Here is a 17,050-nt window from a genome sequence, read left to right as displayed (position 1 = left end):
CGATTATAAATGAGTGAACATCCAATTGAAGGTTTAATGACTACTGCTATGGAAAATCTGAAAGATATGGTCGATGTCAATACGATTATTGGAGATCCGGTAGAATCCCCCGATGGCAGTATGATCATTACCGTTTCCCGCGTTGGATTTGGCTTTGCTGCAGGTGGATCAGAGTTTAAAGGTCAGTCGGGTGGAGGAGACAGCTCCGATTCTGAGGGTGGTAGTGGGATGCCATTTGGCGGAGGAAGTGGTGGAGGAGTATCCATCACACCGATAGCTTTTTTGATTGTCAATGAAAAGGGTGTACAAATGATCCACCTCGATCAAAGTACCCATCTTTATGAGAAGTTATTGGATTTCGCACCACAAGCAATGGATAAAATCCAGGAAATGCTGAAAGGTACCTTGGGAAAATTGGAAAAGGGCGGCGGGAAAGAAGAGAAAGAAAAGGGCGAGAAAGCGGGAAAAGATAAGAAGGATAAAAAAGGAAAAGAGAAGAAAAACAAAGAGGAAAGCGATGACGAGGACTCGGAGGAATATGAAGACGAGTAATAGCAGGGTAGTTCGGCCTTTATGTTAGACATTCGTTTTCAATGCCTTCATAATAAGAAACGACAATAAATGATGGAGGCTGATAGAATGGCGAATGTAACCTTTAAAGGCACCTTAATGACGCTTGTTGGGAACGAAGTGAAAGTTGGCGACACAGCACCCGATTTTAAGGTGCTTGATAACGATTTGAATGAAGTCCGTTTATCTGATTACAGTGGCCAAGTACGTCTAATCAGTGTCGTTCCCTCTGTCGATACAGGAGTATGTGCAGAGCAGACACAACGCTTTAATGATGCCGCAGAAAAGCTGAGCAATGTTAAAGTACTGACTGTTAGCATGGATTTACCCTTTGCGCAAAAACGTTGGATACAAGCGAATGATATTCAGCACATCGACATCTTTTCCGATCATAAAGATGCAGACTTTGCCCAACAATATGGGGTATTGATGGAGGAACTGCGCCTATTGGCACGTTCTGTTTTTGTCGTCGATTCAGAAGGCAAGGTGACGTACACAGAATACGTAAGCGAAGGCACCAACCATCCTGATTATGAAAAAGCCCTTGCCGCGGTAAAAGAGACGAAATAATTTATTTTGCTACGTGATTCAGGACTTGCCCCGAGTGACTTGTCCGCCGATGCAACGTACGAGGAACTGTGTTCTTTGTTTTGCATCGGCCGACCAGGCATTCGGGGTTTTTTGTGGCTGTCCGAATGTTTATAAGAGTGGTACATAAACATATATGTTCTCTGAACAGATAGGTTTTGTTAAAATAATAGGTTAACGAGTGTAAACGAATGGGGGAAGCAAAATGGAACACAATAATGTGGAAACAATATATACCTTTCTAGATGAAACTGCTGAACAAATTGGGCGCCAGACGGAACAGCCGTACTTGGACAGTCTGGCCCTGGTGCTGGAATACTTTTTTACCGGTGAAACGACAGAGGAACTCAATGAATTTGCGCTGCAACACTTACGAAAAAAAGCCAACGAGTTGGATATCAGTTCTTTTGACCGGGAGGAGATTAGAAAGTCGATTCAATTGGCTTCCTTGAAAGGGATGCAGGGCGCAACACAGCAGCAACATTTAATCACTCCTGACACCGTCGCGATGTTCGCAGGATATTTGGCAAATAAATTAATGAAAGGCAGAGAACAAATACGTTTATTTGACCCTGCTTGTGGAACAGGAAACTTGTTGACCGCCGTCCATAATCAACTGCCGCAGCAAACGGTTCCACTCGGAAGTGAAGTCGATGCCACCTTAATCAGAATTGCTTTGATGAGTGCCAATTTCCAACAAATTGACATGGAATTGTTTCATCAGGACAGTCTACGGCCGTTTTTAATGGAACCTGCAGATTTGATTGTTTCCGATTTACCAGTAGGCTACTATCCGGATGATATCATTGCCAACGATTACGAACTTAAGGCGGAAGAAGGGCATTCTTATGCTCATCACTTATTGATTGAGCAAAGCATCAAGTACACAAAAGAAGGCGGTTATCTGGTTTTAATCATCCCGAACTTTTTGTTTGACAGCGATCAGGCATCGAAACTGAACGCTTTCCTGCAAAAAAATGCTCATATATTTGGTATTGTCCAATTGCCTGAAACCATATTCAAGTCAGAACAAAATGCGAAAAGCATCTTTTTGCTTCAAAAAAAGGGGCTGGATACCAAGGCTCCAAAAGAAGCATTAATGGCCAAGCTGCCTTCATTTAAAAATGTCCAGGCCATGAACGACATCCTGGTAAAAATAAATCAATGGTTCAAACAAGCAGGCATTTCTTGAAACTGCTGGCAAATAGTTTGAAAATAAAGATTTTGAAAGGCAAGCGTTATCATTAAAACCTTGATATTGCAAACTTGATGAAGCGGTGTTTAAATGAGTAAGGGAGTATATAAGGACGTTTGAATGAAAGGATTGAATATAGTGAGCAAAACATTAGCGATAAATGCAGGCAGTTCCTCTCTGAAGTTCCAATTGATCGAGATGCCAGAAGAAACAGTGATTGCGAAAGGCTTGGTCGAACGGATCGGCATCAAAAACTCTGTTTTCACGATAGAGGCAGCAGGAGAGAAGGACGAGACAACCACGGACATTCCCAATCATGAACAGGCAGTCAAGATGCTGTTGGACAAGCTGACTGCATCCGGGGTTATCCAATCACTGGATGAAATCGAGGGTGTCGGTCACCGGGTGGTACATGGTGGCGAGCGTTTCAGTGATTCCGTGAAAATTACCGATGAGGTAATTAGAGAAATTGAAGAGGTTTCGGATCTTGCACCATTGCACAACCCGGCAAACCTTACGGGTATCCGTGCCTTCCGCGAGATTCTTCCGGATGTTCCCGCCGTTGCTGTATTCGATACAGCTTTTCACCAGACGATGCCGGAGCAATCTTATTTATACAGTCTTCCATATGAATATTACGAAAAGTACGGCATTCGGAAATACGGTTTCCATGGTACTTCTCACAAATATGTATCGCAGCGTGCTGCTGAGCTGCTTGGATTACCGCTTGAGCAGTTGCGGCTGATTTCCTGCCACCTGGGTAATGGGGCAAGTATCGCTGCCATTGAAAACGGGAAATCAATAGATACTTCGATGGGCTTCACCCCTTTAGCAGGTGTGACAATGGGAACGAGATCTGGAAACATTGATCCTGCTTTGATCCCTTATATAATGGATAAAACTGGTAAGACAGCCAACGAAGTTATGACGGTTTTAAATAAAGAAAGCGGAATGCTTGCGTTATCCGGCTTTTCTAGTGACTTACGGGACATTACGGAGCGGGCTAACGATAAAGATGAGCGTGCCGAGCTCGCTCTTGAAGTATTCGCAGAAAGAATTCATAAATACCTTGGTTCTTATGCTGCAAGAATGCATGGCGTGGATGCGATTATCTTCACTGCTGGTGTAGGAGAGAATAGTACGGAGATTCGTGAACGTGTCTTAAAAGGGCTCGAGTTCATGGGTGTTTACTGGGATCCTTCTCTAAATAATATTCGCGGAAAAGAAGCGTTCATCAACTACCCGCATTCGCCAGTTAAAGTAATCGTCATCCCTACCAATGAAGAAGTCATGATTGCACGGGATACGGTAAGACTTGCTTAATTAAAAATATTTTCAGATAAAAGCGGTTGAGGCAAAACTTAGTGCAAAGCAAAAACCGAACGAGTTCGAATGCTCAGTGGGATTCGAATCATCGTTCGGTTTTTTGTTTTATGCAAATGATTTGTTGACTTTCTCTTTAGAATGGATGGAGGCAAACACTCCGGCCAGATACCTCGCTTTCCCTGGACACAGCATCGGCTCACTTGGTAAAGATACCGCTTTAGCAAGTGAATGATCTGTTTGTGGCTGCGTACCTTGACTACTTCGTTGGATTTGGACACCTGTCTCCTCGTAAGTCTCCACTTTTTCCTAAACATGATTAGAACGGAAATAATAACACCATACCGAGGTTTAGGTTCAGAGAGCTTTATGAAGTTTTAAATCATACAATGCGCTGGATCTTGTCCTAGTGATATGATAGAAAAAAAGCAGGGAAGAGGGGATCGTGTGGCTGTCAATCCGATTGGTCAGGAAATTTCCAGCTGGGAAAACAAGCTTGAAGCGCACTCTGCCAATGATTTTGAACGGCTTTATGATGCGGTGCAAGAGCAGGCAATGATTCGGTTGAACGAGGCCAGGAAACAAGAATGGTTCCGCACGGTAGATGCTCTTTTGTTTCATTCACACGCTTATTTGCAAGGTTCGGCACTACAGAAGGAAGCAAGGGAAAGATTAATTGCCCAGGGCAGGATATTTCGTCCGGAAATAACTACGATTGAAGATATGCAATCGTTGACGATGGAGCAATCTTCTTACATCTCCATACAGGAGTTGGCAAAGGGGCGGTTGTATGCAATGGCACAAGGAGGTGCCGCAGGTACAGGCGGTGGACTGTTGCTTGGGACAGATTTTCCATTGCAAGTGATCATGAATTTGCGACTTGTCCAGTTGATTGCAATGGGATTTGGAAGAGAAATTCGTCGGCCGACTGAAATGATGTTGTCGTTAAAAGTTTTTCAAGCCGCGACTCTGCCTAGACGATTGCAGTGGAAAGCATGGCAGAGCCTGCTTACAGAAACAAAGTCTGCCGCAGATTACATGTATCAGGGAAATGATGAGTTGGTGGACGAAAAGTGGCTGCACCAACCGATAAAACAGGCGATCAAATCGTTGCTAATTTTGACGGCAAGAAAAAAAGTCGTTCAAGGAATTCCGCTGCTTGGAATCGCGACCGGGGCTGTCTGGAATTACCGACTGGCAAAACGTGTTGGGGAATTTTCCCTTCGATATTACCAGAAAAGGTGTTTACTGTAACTGTTATAGCCTATCCCCTGGTTACGGAGGATAGGCCTTTTCTATTTATTCGCTTCTAACTACTAAAACATCACACGAAGCATAACGAGTGACACTTTCGGAAACACTGCCGATGAGGAATCTTTCCACAGCATTCATACCGGTGGCACCGCAGATAATTAAGTCAGCATCATGTTTTTTGGCGATATCTTTGGCGATTTTGATTTTAGGAGATCCGTATTCTATGTCGCTAACAATATGGTTCACACCAGCTCTTTCAGCTTTTTCCCGATAGCCGTTCAACAGTTCGTTGGCATAAGTTTCCGCTCGTTCCGCCAACAATCGATCATACGCTTCAGCCGTGGCGAAGGTCCGATGATCAATGACATGAGCGAGGATCAGCCGGGCGTGGTTCCTTTTAGCAATGTCAACTGCTTTGTTAAAGGCGAGTTCTGCAGCTTTTGAACCATCGACAGCTGCTACAATATGCTTGTATTCAAACTCCATAGAAAAAGACTCCTTTCTACTTCTTTATTCTATTATACCATGGTCGCAACTTCCCAGATAGATTGGACTAAATACGTGAAAATAGAATTTTTGCTCCTATTAAGATAGGATAAAGATGGATTAGATAAAAGATTCAATCGATATGGAGGTGCAAAGTGTGGGACATGCACTTATAACTGCTGGAACAAAAGGCTTGGGCAGAAAAGTGACAGAAGCTTTTTTGCAGGCTGGACACCAAGTCACTGCTACCTATTGGAAAGATGATGCGAAAGCAGACGCATTGGCTGCGTTACATAAAAACGATCCTTTACATATTGTTCAAGCGGATGTAACCTGCAAAAAAGATTTGCAAGGACTAGTAAAACAAGCGATGACTAAATACGGAACAATTGATTACTTAATCAACAATGCCGGCCCCTACATATTTGAAAGAAAGAAATTAATGGACTATTCACAGGAAGAATGGGATGCTATGATGAAAGGGAATCTTGATTCTGTTTTTCATCTATTAAAACTTACCATCCCAAGGATGCGTGAGCAGAACTTCGGTCGGGTGATCAATTACGGGTTTCAGGGCGCCAACACAGCAACCGGATGGTTATATCGTTCGGCCTTTGCAGCCGCAAAGGTTGGTTTAGTATCCTTGACCAAATCCATTGCATATGAAGAAGCAGAATATGGAATTACTTCTAATATGGTATGCCCGGGTAATATTACTGGTGACATGAAGGAAGCAGGTATTGAGGAAAGTCGTAAAATACCCGATGAAAAGACGCCGATAGGCAGATCCGGAACGGGAGAGGATATTGCCAGGTCCATTTTATTTCTTTGCGAGAAAGACTCCGACATGATTACGGGTTCTGTTTTTGAAGTCACAGGCGGTTTGGATGTCATTCACCGATATCGGTGAAGGGTGTTCTTTCCATACATAACAAAAAATCCTGCAAGGAATACAGACTATTTGGAGGGATGACAAATGAATATCGGAGTACCTAGAGAGATTAAAAACAATGAAAACCGTGTGGCGATGACGCCTGCTGGGGTTGTAACACTTGAAAGAGCTGGTCATCGAGTGTTCGTGGAAACCGGAGCCGGTCTGGGCTCTGGTTTTACCGATGAACAGTACATTGCTGCTGGAGCAGAAATCGTTTCTACTGCCGGAGAAGCATGGCAACAGGAGATGGTCATGAAGGTAAAGGAACCGCTTTCGGAAGAATATAAGTTCTTTTATGAAGGGCTAATCCTGTTCACCTATTTGCATTTGGCCCCGGAACCGGAATTGACCAAGGCGTTGATTGACAATAAAGTGGTATCGATTGCTTACGAGACAGTCCAGCTTGATAATGGTTCGTTACCACTTTTGACTCCCATGAGTGAGGTAGCAGGACGCATGGCTTCTCAAATCGGGGCTCAATTTCTTGAAAAGCCAAAAGGCGGAAGAGGTGTGCTCCTTTCTGGGATTCCTGGAGTGAGAAGAGGAAAAGTGACCATCATAGGCGGTGGAGTAGTCGGAACAAATGCAGCCAAAATAGCAGTCGGCCTGGGTGCTGATGTCACCATCATCGACTTGAATCCTGAGCGTCTTCGCCAGCTCGATGATATCTTTGGATCGACCATCAATACATTCATGTCCAATCCGTTGAATATCGCAGAAGCATTGGAGGAATCTGATTTGGTCATTGGGGCCGTACTGATTCCGGGTGCCAAAGCACCGAAGCTGGTTAGCGAGGAGATGATCAAATCGATGCGGGAGGGCTCGGTGATTGTAGATGTGGCCATCGATCAGGGAGGGATTTTTGAAACGACTGATCGAATAACTACTCATGATGATCCTACTTATAACAGGCACGGTGTTCTGCATTATGCAGTAGCCAATATGCCTGGAGCCGTACCGCGTACATCTACAATCGGTCTGACGAATGTCACGGTACCTTATGCATTGCAACTGGCGAACAAGGGATATCGGAAGGCTTGTACAGATAACAAAGCGCTCTTGAAAGGTATCAATACGTTAGATGGTTTTGTTACGTACAAAGCAGTGGCTGAAGCCCATAAGTTAGACTATGCTGAAGTCGATAGCATATTACAAGACAGTTGATAGCAGAAATGGAATAGGTCCGAATTCATACCTCGTAAAAATTCGCAGACTCAATAATGTTTCTACCACTAAAAGAGCCTGGGATAAAAGCATCGTGACCAAAATGAAAACCGAACGATTCGAATCATCGTTCGGTTTAGCTTTGGCACTATGTTTTTGTCCAGCCATTTCTGTTCTTATTCGATAATCTGCAACGTTTTCGGATAGCTTGTCAGCAGTTCTGGACCCTTTTTGGTCAAGAATACTTCATCTTCAATCCGGACTCCGCCCACTCCGGGCACATATATTCCAGGCTCCAGCGTAAAGCTCATTCCTTCTTTTAAGGTTAAATCATTTTCAGAAGTGAGCGATGGGTACTCATGCACATCGACACCGATTCCGTGACCGATCCGATGGGTGAAATATTCCCCATACCCCTCTCGTGCAATATGCTCTCGAGCGACTCGATCCATTGACCCGGCGGCATCTCCAATTACAGCAGCATCAATCGCCTTTTCCTGTGCCTTCAAGACGGTTTGATAGATTTTTTCTTGTTCTGGATCTATCTGTTTATATGCAACTGTTCTGGTAATATCGGAGCAATATCCTCCAAATACGACACCAAGATCAAACAGAACAAGATCACCTGCTGCAATTTTATCCTGACCAGGTGTTCCGTGGGGAGATGCAGTTTTTTTGCCGGACAACACCATAGTGGAGAAAGACATCTCTCTGACACCTTGTTTTTTTAGTTCAAACTCGATTTTGGCCAGGATTTCCATCTCAGAAACACCTTCCTGGATAGCCTCCACGCCTGTTTTGACGCCGAAGTCTGCTAAATCTGCAGCTTGTTTAAGGATGGTATATTCTTTTTTGTCCTTAATCACTCGCAAACCGGCCAGTATCTCAGTCCCGTCCACAATTTCAGCCCCTGGAACCGTTCGCTGCAATTGTTCAAATCGGGAAACGGAGAAATCCTCTTTTTCAATGGCGATGGAATCGGGTGTTTTATTTTGCTTTGTTAAGTATTCCTTGAATAGCTCCCAGGGATTGTCCTGATCCTTGTAGGTGAGAAAATCCCCTTTCCAACCAGATGTGATGGCGTCTTCTTTTTCCATTTCCGGAAGTATGAACAACGGATCTCCGTCGATACCTGTGTAGAGGGCTACCAGCCGTTCGTGTGGATCGGTATAATGACCGCTTAGATAGTAAACATTTGCCTTGGAGGTTACCAGGGCGCTATCGAAATTTTGCTGTTTGAGTTTTTGAATCAACTTCTGCAATCGTTCCATTATTTTCTTCCACCTTTCCTTGTCTTTTATTAGTATAACAAACTGGCCTGGGATAATGACAATAATAGCCGGACAAGAAGAATGAAATATCTTTTTAGCGGGAATTTTGTTACCATAAATAATGTAGAAAAGAAAAATATAAAAAGAATTGAAACCTAAGGGGTATTTGATTCGTAAACAGGAATATACAAGGAATTTTCTTGGAAAGATGAGGTGAACCAGTGGGACTATTTTCGAAACTGTTTCAAAAAGATCCAAAAAAACCAGAAATAAAGGAACGATCTCCCTTGTCGATAGAGGTAGGCGATATTGTCACCTACGATCTCGTTGACTATGAGGTGGTCGGAAAGATCACTTATCGTCAGGACAGTTATGAGTGGTTCGGATACCAGCTCCTCGAGGGGAAAAATACCATATGGCTATCTGCAGAAATGGATGAACAGCTGGAGCTTGGTATTTATCAATCGGTGAATCTTCCTGTGTCCAAACCTTTTCCAAAACAACTGACTTATCAGGATTCCATTTACTACCTTGATGAGCAGGGAGAAGCAAGGGTGGTAGGTGAAGGCAGGAGCAGAAACATAAACGGCAGGCAGATTCAATATGCTGAATACTATGATGAAGCGGAAGAGCATTATCTTAGCCTAGAGGACTGGGGAAGCGAAATTGAAGCCAGTTACGGGTATGAAATTGCCCCTTATGAAATTAAAATCATTGCAGGTTCCATATAATAAAGGAGGACTTACCTATGTTTAAAATGTTTAAACGCGTTAGTACTATCGTAAACTCGGAGCTGAACTCCATGTTGGATAAAGCGGAAGATCCAGTAAAAATGCTGGAGCAGTTCATGCGCGACATGGAATCAGATATTCGTGAAGTGGAAAGCTCGGTTGCCAAACAAATCGCTAATGAAAAGATGCTGAAACGGAAATATGATGACGCCCAGGCATTGGTTGATAAAAGGCAAGGCCAGGCTGAGCAAGCGATTGAAGCAGGGAATGAGGATCTGGCCCGTCGTGCGTTGGAAGATAAAAAAGACCAGCAGGAACAGGCTGATACATTAAAAGAATCTTGGGATAGGGCAAAAAATGATTCCCAGGTGCTTCGCGATAAGCTGGATGAAATGAAAAAAGAATACCAGCAGATGAAATTGAAAAAGGATTCGCTGAAGGCCCGTGCCGAATCTGCAAAAACCCGGACAAAAATGAATCGGACGATGTCCTCGATAGGAAGTGACGATTCAAAACGGGGATTTGAACGCATGGAGGAAAAAGTCCTGCAGTTTGAAGCGGAGGCAGATACTTCTGACGATTTGTCTGCATCAAGTAAGTCGCTTGATGATGAGTTTGAAAGTCTGGAAAAGAGCGGTGTAGATGATGAATTAACCGCCTTGAAAAAGAAACTCGGCAAGGAATAATTATTTCCGTAACGACCAGGGGATGGAGTAGACAGGTGAAGAAGTCACCAGTAAAAACCCTTGTACCTGCCAGAGGCTGCAAGGGTTTTTGCGGTTTTTCTTCCCATATAGAAAGGAGGTACACCTTCCGTTATGCACAAAATATTAGGTGTTTGTTTGCTGTCACTTGTTTTATTGCTGACTGCCTGTGGATCCGGCCTTTCTCAGCTTCAAGGGACGGAGGAAGAACCATCGGTGTCCGTAGAAGAAATTCCGGACGAGCCGGATAGACAGGAAATAGAGGAGCAGTTGAAAGCTTCTTCCAATCAGGACATCGAAGCCATTTTTGCCAACAATTTTTATTTATTGGATGTCGTTACAGGCGATGATGCTCAAGCGAATGTCTATGCCACCAGACAGTTTAAGAGGGAACAGCTGATCTCGCTTGTTTCAAGTATAAAGAAACCTGATGAAAAAAGTGAGGTAAAAGATGGCGAACAAATATTGATTTATCCAGATTATTTTGTCACCTTCAAACCTAGTGAAGAAGACCAGGATGTGTTGTTGATCGAAGTGGCTTCTGATCAATTTGTGCGAAGCAATTATTCACCCAATCACTTGAATGGATTTTTTACTTTTCTACTGTTGAACAGAATGCTTGGTACTTCCAACTGGGAGAAATCTCGAATGGACCAGTGCCGAAGTGGCGGCTGTTATGGCGGCTATACGACGGGTGACCGCGGAGGATTGAACACGAAAAGGGGTATGTCTTCCTATCGTGGCGGTGGAGCGAGTGCGGGTAAATAAATTTTAGAGGAGGGAAAGAAATGGGTCCGTTTATATCAACGTTTATTTATTTTATTATTGCTATATTGGTTGTGCTGGCCGGACTGGCTGTTTTTGAAACATTGACAAGAAAGTATCGCGATTGGGAGGAAATCGAGAATGGGAACGCTGCAGTTGCACTATCCGTCTCAGGAAAGATAATCGGTATCTGTATTGTACTAGCTTTCGCCATTTATCATAGCGTGAGCATTTGGGAAACGGTCATTTGGGGCGCTTATGGAGTGGTGTTGCAAGTTGTTGCTTATCTGGTGTTTGAAGTGCTGACCAGAAAATTTTCGGTCGAAGTAAAGCTTAAAGAAAATAATACAGCAGTCGGCATTGTATCACTGGCTGTCTCTATTGGATTAGCTTTTGTAATCGGGGCATCCATTACATAAATACCAGTTGTATCACATGGGTCTGACTTTACGTAAAAGAAGTCAGGCCCAACTTTATTTTTGCAAAAGACTATGGAAAGACGGAGTGAATCTAATTGGAACAACAAGCTGTCAGGCAAAGTAATTTTATCTACTGGGCTTCAGGAATTGTGTCGATTTGCGGAATTGTGTTCGAAGTGCTATTTGGTGCACTCGGATCGTATATCCTTGGAGATGGCGTCAAGCAGTACACATTGGTCATCTCTTTTTTCTTGACTGGAATGGGAATCGGGGCAAGTTTAAGTGAAAAAGTGATGAAGCATTTACTGATTGCTTTTGTTTATATTGAATTTCTTGTAGCGTTGATCGGCGGTTTTTCCAGTTTTGCTATGTTCGGAATCACCGCTTTTTCTCCTGATGGATCCGACGCACTGTTTCTTTATATCATTACATTGACCGTGGGGGGATTGACTGGTCTGGAACTGCCGATTTTAATCAGGAAAGCGAACGAAATTGGTGTCGCCCTGAATCGAAGTACCGCCCGTGTATTGTTTTCTGATTATGCAGGAGGCTTGATAGGGGGGCTTCTGTTCGTGTTTTTTCTCCGCCCGGCACTGGGCATGGTGAAGAGTGCATTTTTTGTCGGCTGTATCAACCTGTTGGTCGCGCTTATTGTTTTATGGCTTTTTCGGAAAGAAATCAGCCGTATAGCCGTTCACTTTGTGATTGGCGGTGTCATACTAGTGACGCTACTGCTGGGCTTCTTGTTTGGAGAGGAAATGGCGTTTAACTTTGAACAAAAGCTTTACCAGGATCCTATTATCCATATGGAAGAAAGTCAGTATCAAAAGATTATCTTGACGAAAGACGGCAACGATACCCGCTTGTATTTGAACGGAGGACTGCAGCTTAGTTCCACGGATGAATACCGCTATCATGAAGTGCTTGTTCATCCAGCCATGGCACAAGCGGACGAGCATCGGAATGTCTTGATCTTAGGTGGTGGTGATGGAATTGCTGCCAAAGAGGTACTGAAATATCAGGATGTGGAAAATATCACGCTGGTAGATCTGGACCCAGCAGTTGTCGAACTTGCCGAACAGGAACCGCATTTGTTGGAATTGAACCACGGATCATTGCAAGATGAAAAGGTAGAAATCATTCATCAGGATGCATTTCAGTTTTTGGAGAATACCGATCGTTGGTTTGATGTAATCCTTGTGGATCTTCCTGATCCGAATGATGAAAGTTTAAATAAGTTGTATACGAAAGAATTTTATTCGCTTGCCCGAAATCATTTGCAGCCTGAGGGGGCCTTAATGGTCCAGGCAACCAGTCCTGTATTTGCCAGGGAAGTGTACTGGACCATATCCGAAACGATAGCTGCGACTGGATTGAATGTCGAAAACTTTCATGTTGACGTTCCCAGTTTCGGAAATTGGGGATTCGTCATGGGAAGCCGGAATGAGATCCATGTAAACGATCTGGCAATAACTATACCAGTCCGATTCCTCACTACCGACATGCTCCCTGGTTTAACAGAGTTTGGCAAGGATGAAGACAACCCAATGGAAGAAGGGGAAGGGGAAACAGCCGAATTACAGCCGAATACGTTAATTGATCCAAATCTAATTCAAAAGTACGAAAGGGCCTGGGAGAACTATTAAAAAGCAAAAAAAGGTATAACATTTGAATACACCATTTTGTCTTGCTAGGATGAAATTAATCAAAATATTGGAGGAGTGAGAGAAATGAAAGTGTCTTTCCATGGTCAATCAGCTGTGAAAGTAGTGACGGAAAAGCATACGATTTTTATTGATCCGTTTATTACGGGCAATGGAGCATCCGATCTTGATGCAAGCAGTGTGGAAGCCGATGTCATTTTACTTACGCATGGTCACAATGACCACGTCGGTGATACCATCGATATTGCTAAACGGAATGAATCTTTGGTAGTGGCTCCGAATGAATTGGCCAACTATTTGTCATCACGAGGATTGAATACCCATCCGATGCACATTGGCGGCGCTCATCTGTTTGATTTTGGCAAGGTCAAACTTACACAGGCTTTTCATGGCTCTGCGTTCACGGATGAAAATGGCGAGAGTATATATACCGGGATGCCGGCTGGAATTTTGTTGACGGTAGAAGGGAAAACAATCTATCACGCAGGTGATACGGGTCTGTTTTCTGACTTGAAATTAATCGGTGAGCGGAATGAAATTGACCTTGCATTCCTGCCAATTGGCGATAATTTCACCATGGGACCGGAAGATGCGCTGGTTGCTGCGGAGTGGGTCAACGCGAAGACGGTCGTGCCTGTTCACTATAATACATTTCCATTGATCGAACAGGACGGGGACGCATTTGCGGAGAAAGTAAAACCTGGAAAGGGTATAGCACTTAAACCGGGCGAATCGATTGACCTTTAATATTGGTAAAACGGGTCCTGCCAAATATGGCGGGGCTTTTTTTTGTTTAAAAAAGTTAAGGAGAACATCGGCGGAATAAGGAGCATCGGCGACAGCGGTGGCCTTCCTGCGATTGGCTTTGCAAGCTTTGTATATGGAGAGCATGTACCTTATGGTCAACGCATACAATAGAACAAAACAGTTGGGGGTGAAAAAGTGAAACAGTATGCGCTATTAAGAATATTGCTGGCTTGTTTCTTTTTATATGTTGCTTGGCCGGAAATCGGTCAGCAGACGGGCCAAGCAGCAGGTTACTTTTGGGCGGGCTGGCTGATGTTCTTCCTTCTTGTCGCAGGGGCGAATTTGGCTACACTTTTACAAATGACCAAGCCTCCGGTCATGGAACAAGGAAAGGAGATCCGGATGGCAACTGGTAAAAATTGATGGTGGCACCGAACATCTGTATAATAACAAGTAGATAAAAATTATTAGTACAGATGAAAGAATGGTGAATAGCTTGGCTACCAAACATGAACAAATCCTCGCGTTCATTGATTCACTGACAGTAGGAAATAAAATTTCTGTGAGACAGATTGCAAAAGAGTTGAATGTCAGTGAGGGAACAGCTTACCGTGCTATCAAAGAAGCGGAAAATCGGGGGATGGTCAGCACGATTGAACGTGTCGGCACGATTAGGATAGAAACGAAGAAAAAAGAGAATTTTGAGCACTTAACGTTTGCAGAAATAATCAGTATTGTCGACGGCCAAGTATTAGGCGGGAGAGAAGGGCTTCATAAAACCCTAAATAAATTTGTCATCGGTGCCATGAAACTGGACGCCATGATGCGGTACACAGAAAGAGACTCTTTGCTGATCGTCGGCAACAGGGTGGGCGCCCATGAACTGGCAATTCAGGAAGGGGCAGCTGTGCTGATAACTGGCGGTTTTGATACAGAAGAGCATGTGAAACGTCTGGCAGATGAAAAAAAACTTCCGATCATTTCTACCAGTTATGATACCTTTACGGTGGCAGCCATGATCAATAGAGCGATCTATGACCAGCTGATAAAAAAGGAAATCGTCCTCGTAGGAGATATCTATACTTCCAAAAACGAAGTCGTGTTTATGACCGCGAAGGACAAACTGGAAAAATGGTATCAAATGAATGAACAAACAACCCACAGCCGCTATCCAGTCGTAGATGAAAACAATCGTGTCATCGGTATGGTGACTTCCAAGGATATTATAGGAAAAGACAAGTCTTTATCTGTTGAAAAAGTAATGACGAAGAACCCGATGACCGTGCAAAAGGAAACTTCCTTGACGTATGCTGCCCATATGATGGTATGGGAAGGTATTGAAATCATGCCGGTTGTGGGGCCCTCTCAAAAGCTGGAAGGTCTTGTTTCCAGACAGGATGTGCTAAAAGCGTTACAGCACATCCAGCGTCAGCCTCATGTAGGGGAGACAATCGACGATCTTGTCACGAGCAGGCTGGATGTAGTGGAGGATGGTGACAGCCCAGCCATTTACCGATCTGTGGTTACTCCGCAAATGACAAACCAGCTGGGCACCTTATCTTACGGTGTGTTTACCTCTTTTGTTACCGAAGCTTCGAGCAGACTGCTGCGGCAGTATAAAAAAGGTGATTTAGTAGTGGAAAATTTATCGATTTACTTTATTAAGCCGGTGCAATTGGAAAGTATGCTGGAGATACGACCAAGGCTGCTTGAAGCGGGAAGGAAATTTGCAAAGGTGGACATCGAAGTTTTCAACGAGAAAGTGTTAGTCGGCAAAGCTTTATTGCTTGCCCAACTGATCGACAGGTAGGATGAAATGCCGGCCGCACTGGGCCGGCTCAAAAAGGTTGTAGCTGTTAATTGGTGTACATATCATGTTCTTGAGAGTCTTTTTTGTTCATTCCGGTAATGACGTGCTCGTTTATAGCCATCCACCAATTGCAGGGTCCCCAACAGGAAGAAGACAATCCCTATGTATAAGGCGAGCTGTGTTTGATAGTATAGGTATTGGTTGACTCCGAAGAACACAACAAAGAGACCTAAACAGATTTTTCCTTTGGCATTCATATACAATTGATTCAATGTATCGTTACTTCTGAGGATTGCTACCTTATAATAGACGTATAAGATTAAGGAAACCATAATGATGATAGGGAATATTACCATGAAAATCTACTCCTAACCTAATTTTACAACGTCTCCATTGTAGCTTTTTTTCACTCGTTTTGCTAGGACTAAAATAAGTTAATTCCAAGGGGAGTGTTTCGATGAAAAACAAGGAAATAATAGAAAAAATCAAGCAGTACCAGACAATTATTATTCACAGGCACGTGAGGCCCGACCCGGATGCATTCGGGTCCCAAGCCGGATTGGGTGAATTGATCAAGTATTCTTTTCCAGAAAAAACGGTGTATCTCGTCGGTGATGAGGATCCTTCCCTCAGTTTTTTGGCGAAAATGGATACTGTGCCAGACGAATTATATGAAACAGCGCTTGTCATCGTTTGTGATACTGCCAACCAGGCCCGGATTGCAGATCAACGTTACAAGAATGGCAATGAACTGATTAAGATTGATCATCATCCGAATGTGGATCCGTATGGCGATTATGCCTGGGTGGAAACGGAGGCCAGCTCTACCAGTGAAATGATATATGAACTATATTTAGAAGGAAGAGAAATGGGTTTTGCTTTCAATGATAAGGCCGCCCGGTTAATTTATGCAGGAATAGTAGGGGATACTGGAAGATTCTTATTCCCGAGCGCTACCAAGAAGACCTTTCAATATGCCTCTGAATTGGTCACGTATGAGTTTGACCGGCCAAAGCTTTATGATGCTCTCTATAATACCAAACCAAATGTAGCGAGGTTGAAAGGATATATCCTCCAGCACTTTAAAATTAGCGAAGCCGGTTTTTGCAATGTGAAAATTCCTCGAAAAACATTGGAGGAATTCGGCGTCACCTCATTAGAAACGAGCCAGTTCGTAGGAATCCTTGGGGACTTGGAAGGGATCAAAGCATGGGCTTTCTTCGTGGAAGAGGAAGATATTATTCGTGTCAGACTTCGTTCAAAAGGACCGGTAGTGAATGAGATTGCTGCGAAATATAATGGTGGCGGCCATCCAATGGCTGCTGGCGCTTCCGTGGCAAACTGGGAGGAAACAGAAAACGTGATAACCGATATGGAGAAGGTGTGCAGAGGGTTTATAGTCGAATAACGATGTTGAACATATAG

At 43.7% G+C, this 17,050-nt stretch carries 19 protein-coding genes; 16 read left to right on the top strand and 3 right to left on the bottom strand.

Translation table 11 applies throughout. From position 1 onward, the window contains the following. Positions 1-9 precede the first annotated feature (9 nt). The 5 genes from ytfJ (at position 10) to ERJ70_RS12785 (ending at position 4,930) form a co-directional block, all read left to right on the top strand. Positions 10-552 (top strand): GerW family sporulation protein, encoded by a 543-nt coding sequence (gene ytfJ, locus ERJ70_RS12805; RefSeq protein WP_209365232.1) that lies wholly within the window; start codon positions 10-12, stop codon positions 550-552. Between the two features lie 87 nt (positions 553-639). Beyond that, positions 640-1,140: a thiol peroxidase gene (gene tpx / locus ERJ70_RS12800; RefSeq protein WP_209365231.1), complete on the top strand. Its 501-nt coding sequence runs from the start codon at positions 640-642 to the stop codon at positions 1,138-1,140. Between the two features lie 223 nt (positions 1,141-1,363). Further along, the gene (locus ERJ70_RS12795) at positions 1,364-2,350 is read left to right on the top strand and encodes a class I SAM-dependent methyltransferase (RefSeq protein ID WP_209365230.1); all 987 of its coding nucleotides are present in this window, start codon (positions 1,364-1,366) and stop codon (positions 2,348-2,350) included. Between the two features lie 141 nt (positions 2,351-2,491). Beyond that, a complete protein-coding gene (locus ERJ70_RS12790) occupies positions 2,492-3,676 on the top strand; it encodes an acetate kinase (protein ID WP_209365229.1) in 1,185 nt (394 codons plus the stop codon). 447 nt (positions 3,677-4,123) lie between these two features. Further along, on the top strand, positions 4,124-4,930 hold the full coding sequence (locus ERJ70_RS12785) for an EcsC family protein (RefSeq protein ID WP_209365228.1): 807 nt from the start codon (positions 4,124-4,126) through the stop codon (positions 4,928-4,930). A gap of 45 nt (positions 4,931-4,975) precedes the next feature. Here ERJ70_RS12785 and ERJ70_RS12780 read toward each other — a convergent pair whose 3' ends face one another. Then, the gene (locus tag ERJ70_RS12780) at positions 4,976-5,416 is read right to left on the bottom strand and encodes a universal stress protein (RefSeq protein ID WP_209365227.1); all 441 of its coding nucleotides are present in this window, start codon (positions 5,414-5,416) and stop codon (positions 4,976-4,978) included. Between the two features lie 157 nt (positions 5,417-5,573). Between ERJ70_RS12780 and ERJ70_RS12775 the strand changes: the two genes are divergently transcribed. Together ERJ70_RS12775 and ald are read left to right on the top strand one after the other, a co-directional pair. Continuing rightward, positions 5,574-6,326 (top strand): SDR family oxidoreductase, encoded by a 753-nt coding sequence (locus tag ERJ70_RS12775; RefSeq protein WP_245207949.1) that lies wholly within the window; start codon positions 5,574-5,576, stop codon positions 6,324-6,326. 66 nt (positions 6,327-6,392) lie between these two features. Beyond that, the gene (gene ald, locus ERJ70_RS12770; RefSeq protein ID WP_209365225.1) at positions 6,393-7,514 is read left to right on the top strand and encodes an alanine dehydrogenase; all 1,122 of its coding nucleotides are present in this window, start codon (positions 6,393-6,395) and stop codon (positions 7,512-7,514) included. Positions 7,515-7,690: 176 nt separating this feature from the next. Here ald and ERJ70_RS12765 read toward each other — a convergent pair whose 3' ends face one another. Then, positions 7,691-8,785 (bottom strand): M24 family metallopeptidase, encoded by a 1,095-nt coding sequence (locus ERJ70_RS12765; RefSeq protein WP_209365224.1) that lies wholly within the window; start codon positions 8,783-8,785, stop codon positions 7,691-7,693. Between the two features lie 221 nt (positions 8,786-9,006). Here ERJ70_RS12765 and ERJ70_RS12760 point away from each other — a divergent pair, with 221 nt between their 5' ends. The 8 genes from ERJ70_RS12760 (at position 9,007) to ERJ70_RS12725 (ending at position 15,625) form a co-directional block, all read left to right on the top strand. Beyond that, positions 9,007-9,516 (top strand): DUF4178 domain-containing protein, encoded by a 510-nt coding sequence (locus tag ERJ70_RS12760; protein WP_209365223.1) that lies wholly within the window; start codon positions 9,007-9,009, stop codon positions 9,514-9,516. Positions 9,517-9,533: 17 nt separating this feature from the next. Next, complete coding sequence (locus ERJ70_RS12755) at positions 9,534-10,202, top strand: PspA/IM30 family protein (protein WP_209365222.1); 669 nt, start codon at positions 9,534-9,536, stop codon at positions 10,200-10,202. Between the two features lie 132 nt (positions 10,203-10,334). Next, entirely contained in the window at positions 10,335-10,988 is a 654-nt protein-coding gene (locus ERJ70_RS12750) for a DUF4247 domain-containing protein (protein ID WP_209365221.1), read from the top strand. A 20-nt stretch (positions 10,989-11,008) separates the two neighbouring features. Continuing rightward, positions 11,009-11,404 (top strand): DUF350 domain-containing protein, encoded by a 396-nt coding sequence (locus ERJ70_RS12745; protein WP_209365220.1) that lies wholly within the window; start codon positions 11,009-11,011, stop codon positions 11,402-11,404. Between the two features lie 95 nt (positions 11,405-11,499). Beyond that, positions 11,500-13,050: a polyamine aminopropyltransferase gene (locus ERJ70_RS12740; RefSeq protein WP_209365219.1), complete on the top strand. Its 1,551-nt coding sequence runs from the start codon at positions 11,500-11,502 to the stop codon at positions 13,048-13,050. 84 nt (positions 13,051-13,134) lie between these two features. Further along, complete coding sequence (locus ERJ70_RS12735) at positions 13,135-13,815, top strand: metal-dependent hydrolase (protein ID WP_209365218.1); 681 nt, start codon at positions 13,135-13,137, stop codon at positions 13,813-13,815. A gap of 195 nt (positions 13,816-14,010) precedes the next feature. Continuing rightward, a complete protein-coding gene (locus tag ERJ70_RS12730) occupies positions 14,011-14,238 on the top strand; it encodes a hypothetical protein (protein ID WP_209365217.1) in 228 nt (75 codons plus the stop codon). Positions 14,239-14,311: 73 nt separating this feature from the next. Continuing rightward, positions 14,312-15,625 carry a DRTGG domain-containing protein gene (locus ERJ70_RS12725; protein ID WP_209365216.1) on the top strand — a complete coding sequence of 438 codons (1,314 nt, stop codon included), beginning with the start codon at positions 14,312-14,314 and terminating at the stop codon, positions 15,623-15,625. Positions 15,626-15,687: 62 nt separating this feature from the next. Here the strand turns inward: ERJ70_RS12725 and ERJ70_RS12720 are convergent, their stop codons facing one another. Next, positions 15,688-15,981 carry a YtpI family protein gene (locus tag ERJ70_RS12720; RefSeq protein ID WP_209365215.1) on the bottom strand — a complete coding sequence of 98 codons (294 nt, stop codon included), beginning with the start codon at positions 15,979-15,981 and terminating at the stop codon, positions 15,688-15,690. Positions 15,982-16,082: 101 nt separating this feature from the next. Here ERJ70_RS12720 and ERJ70_RS12715 point away from each other — a divergent pair, with 101 nt between their 5' ends. Further along, positions 16,083-17,033, top strand: coding sequence for a DHH family phosphoesterase (locus tag ERJ70_RS12715; protein WP_209365214.1), 951 nt, complete (start codon positions 16,083-16,085; stop codon positions 17,031-17,033). The last annotated feature ends 17 nt before the right edge of the window (positions 17,034-17,050 follow it).

The organism is Sediminibacillus dalangtanensis, from assembly GCF_017792025.1.
In the GTDB taxonomy this organism is placed as follows: Bacteria; Bacillota; Bacilli; order Bacillales; family Amphibacillaceae; genus Sediminibacillus; species Sediminibacillus dalangtanensis.
Note: the sequence above shows the minus strand (reverse complement) of the source record. Positions and strands in the feature narration are given on the sequence as shown.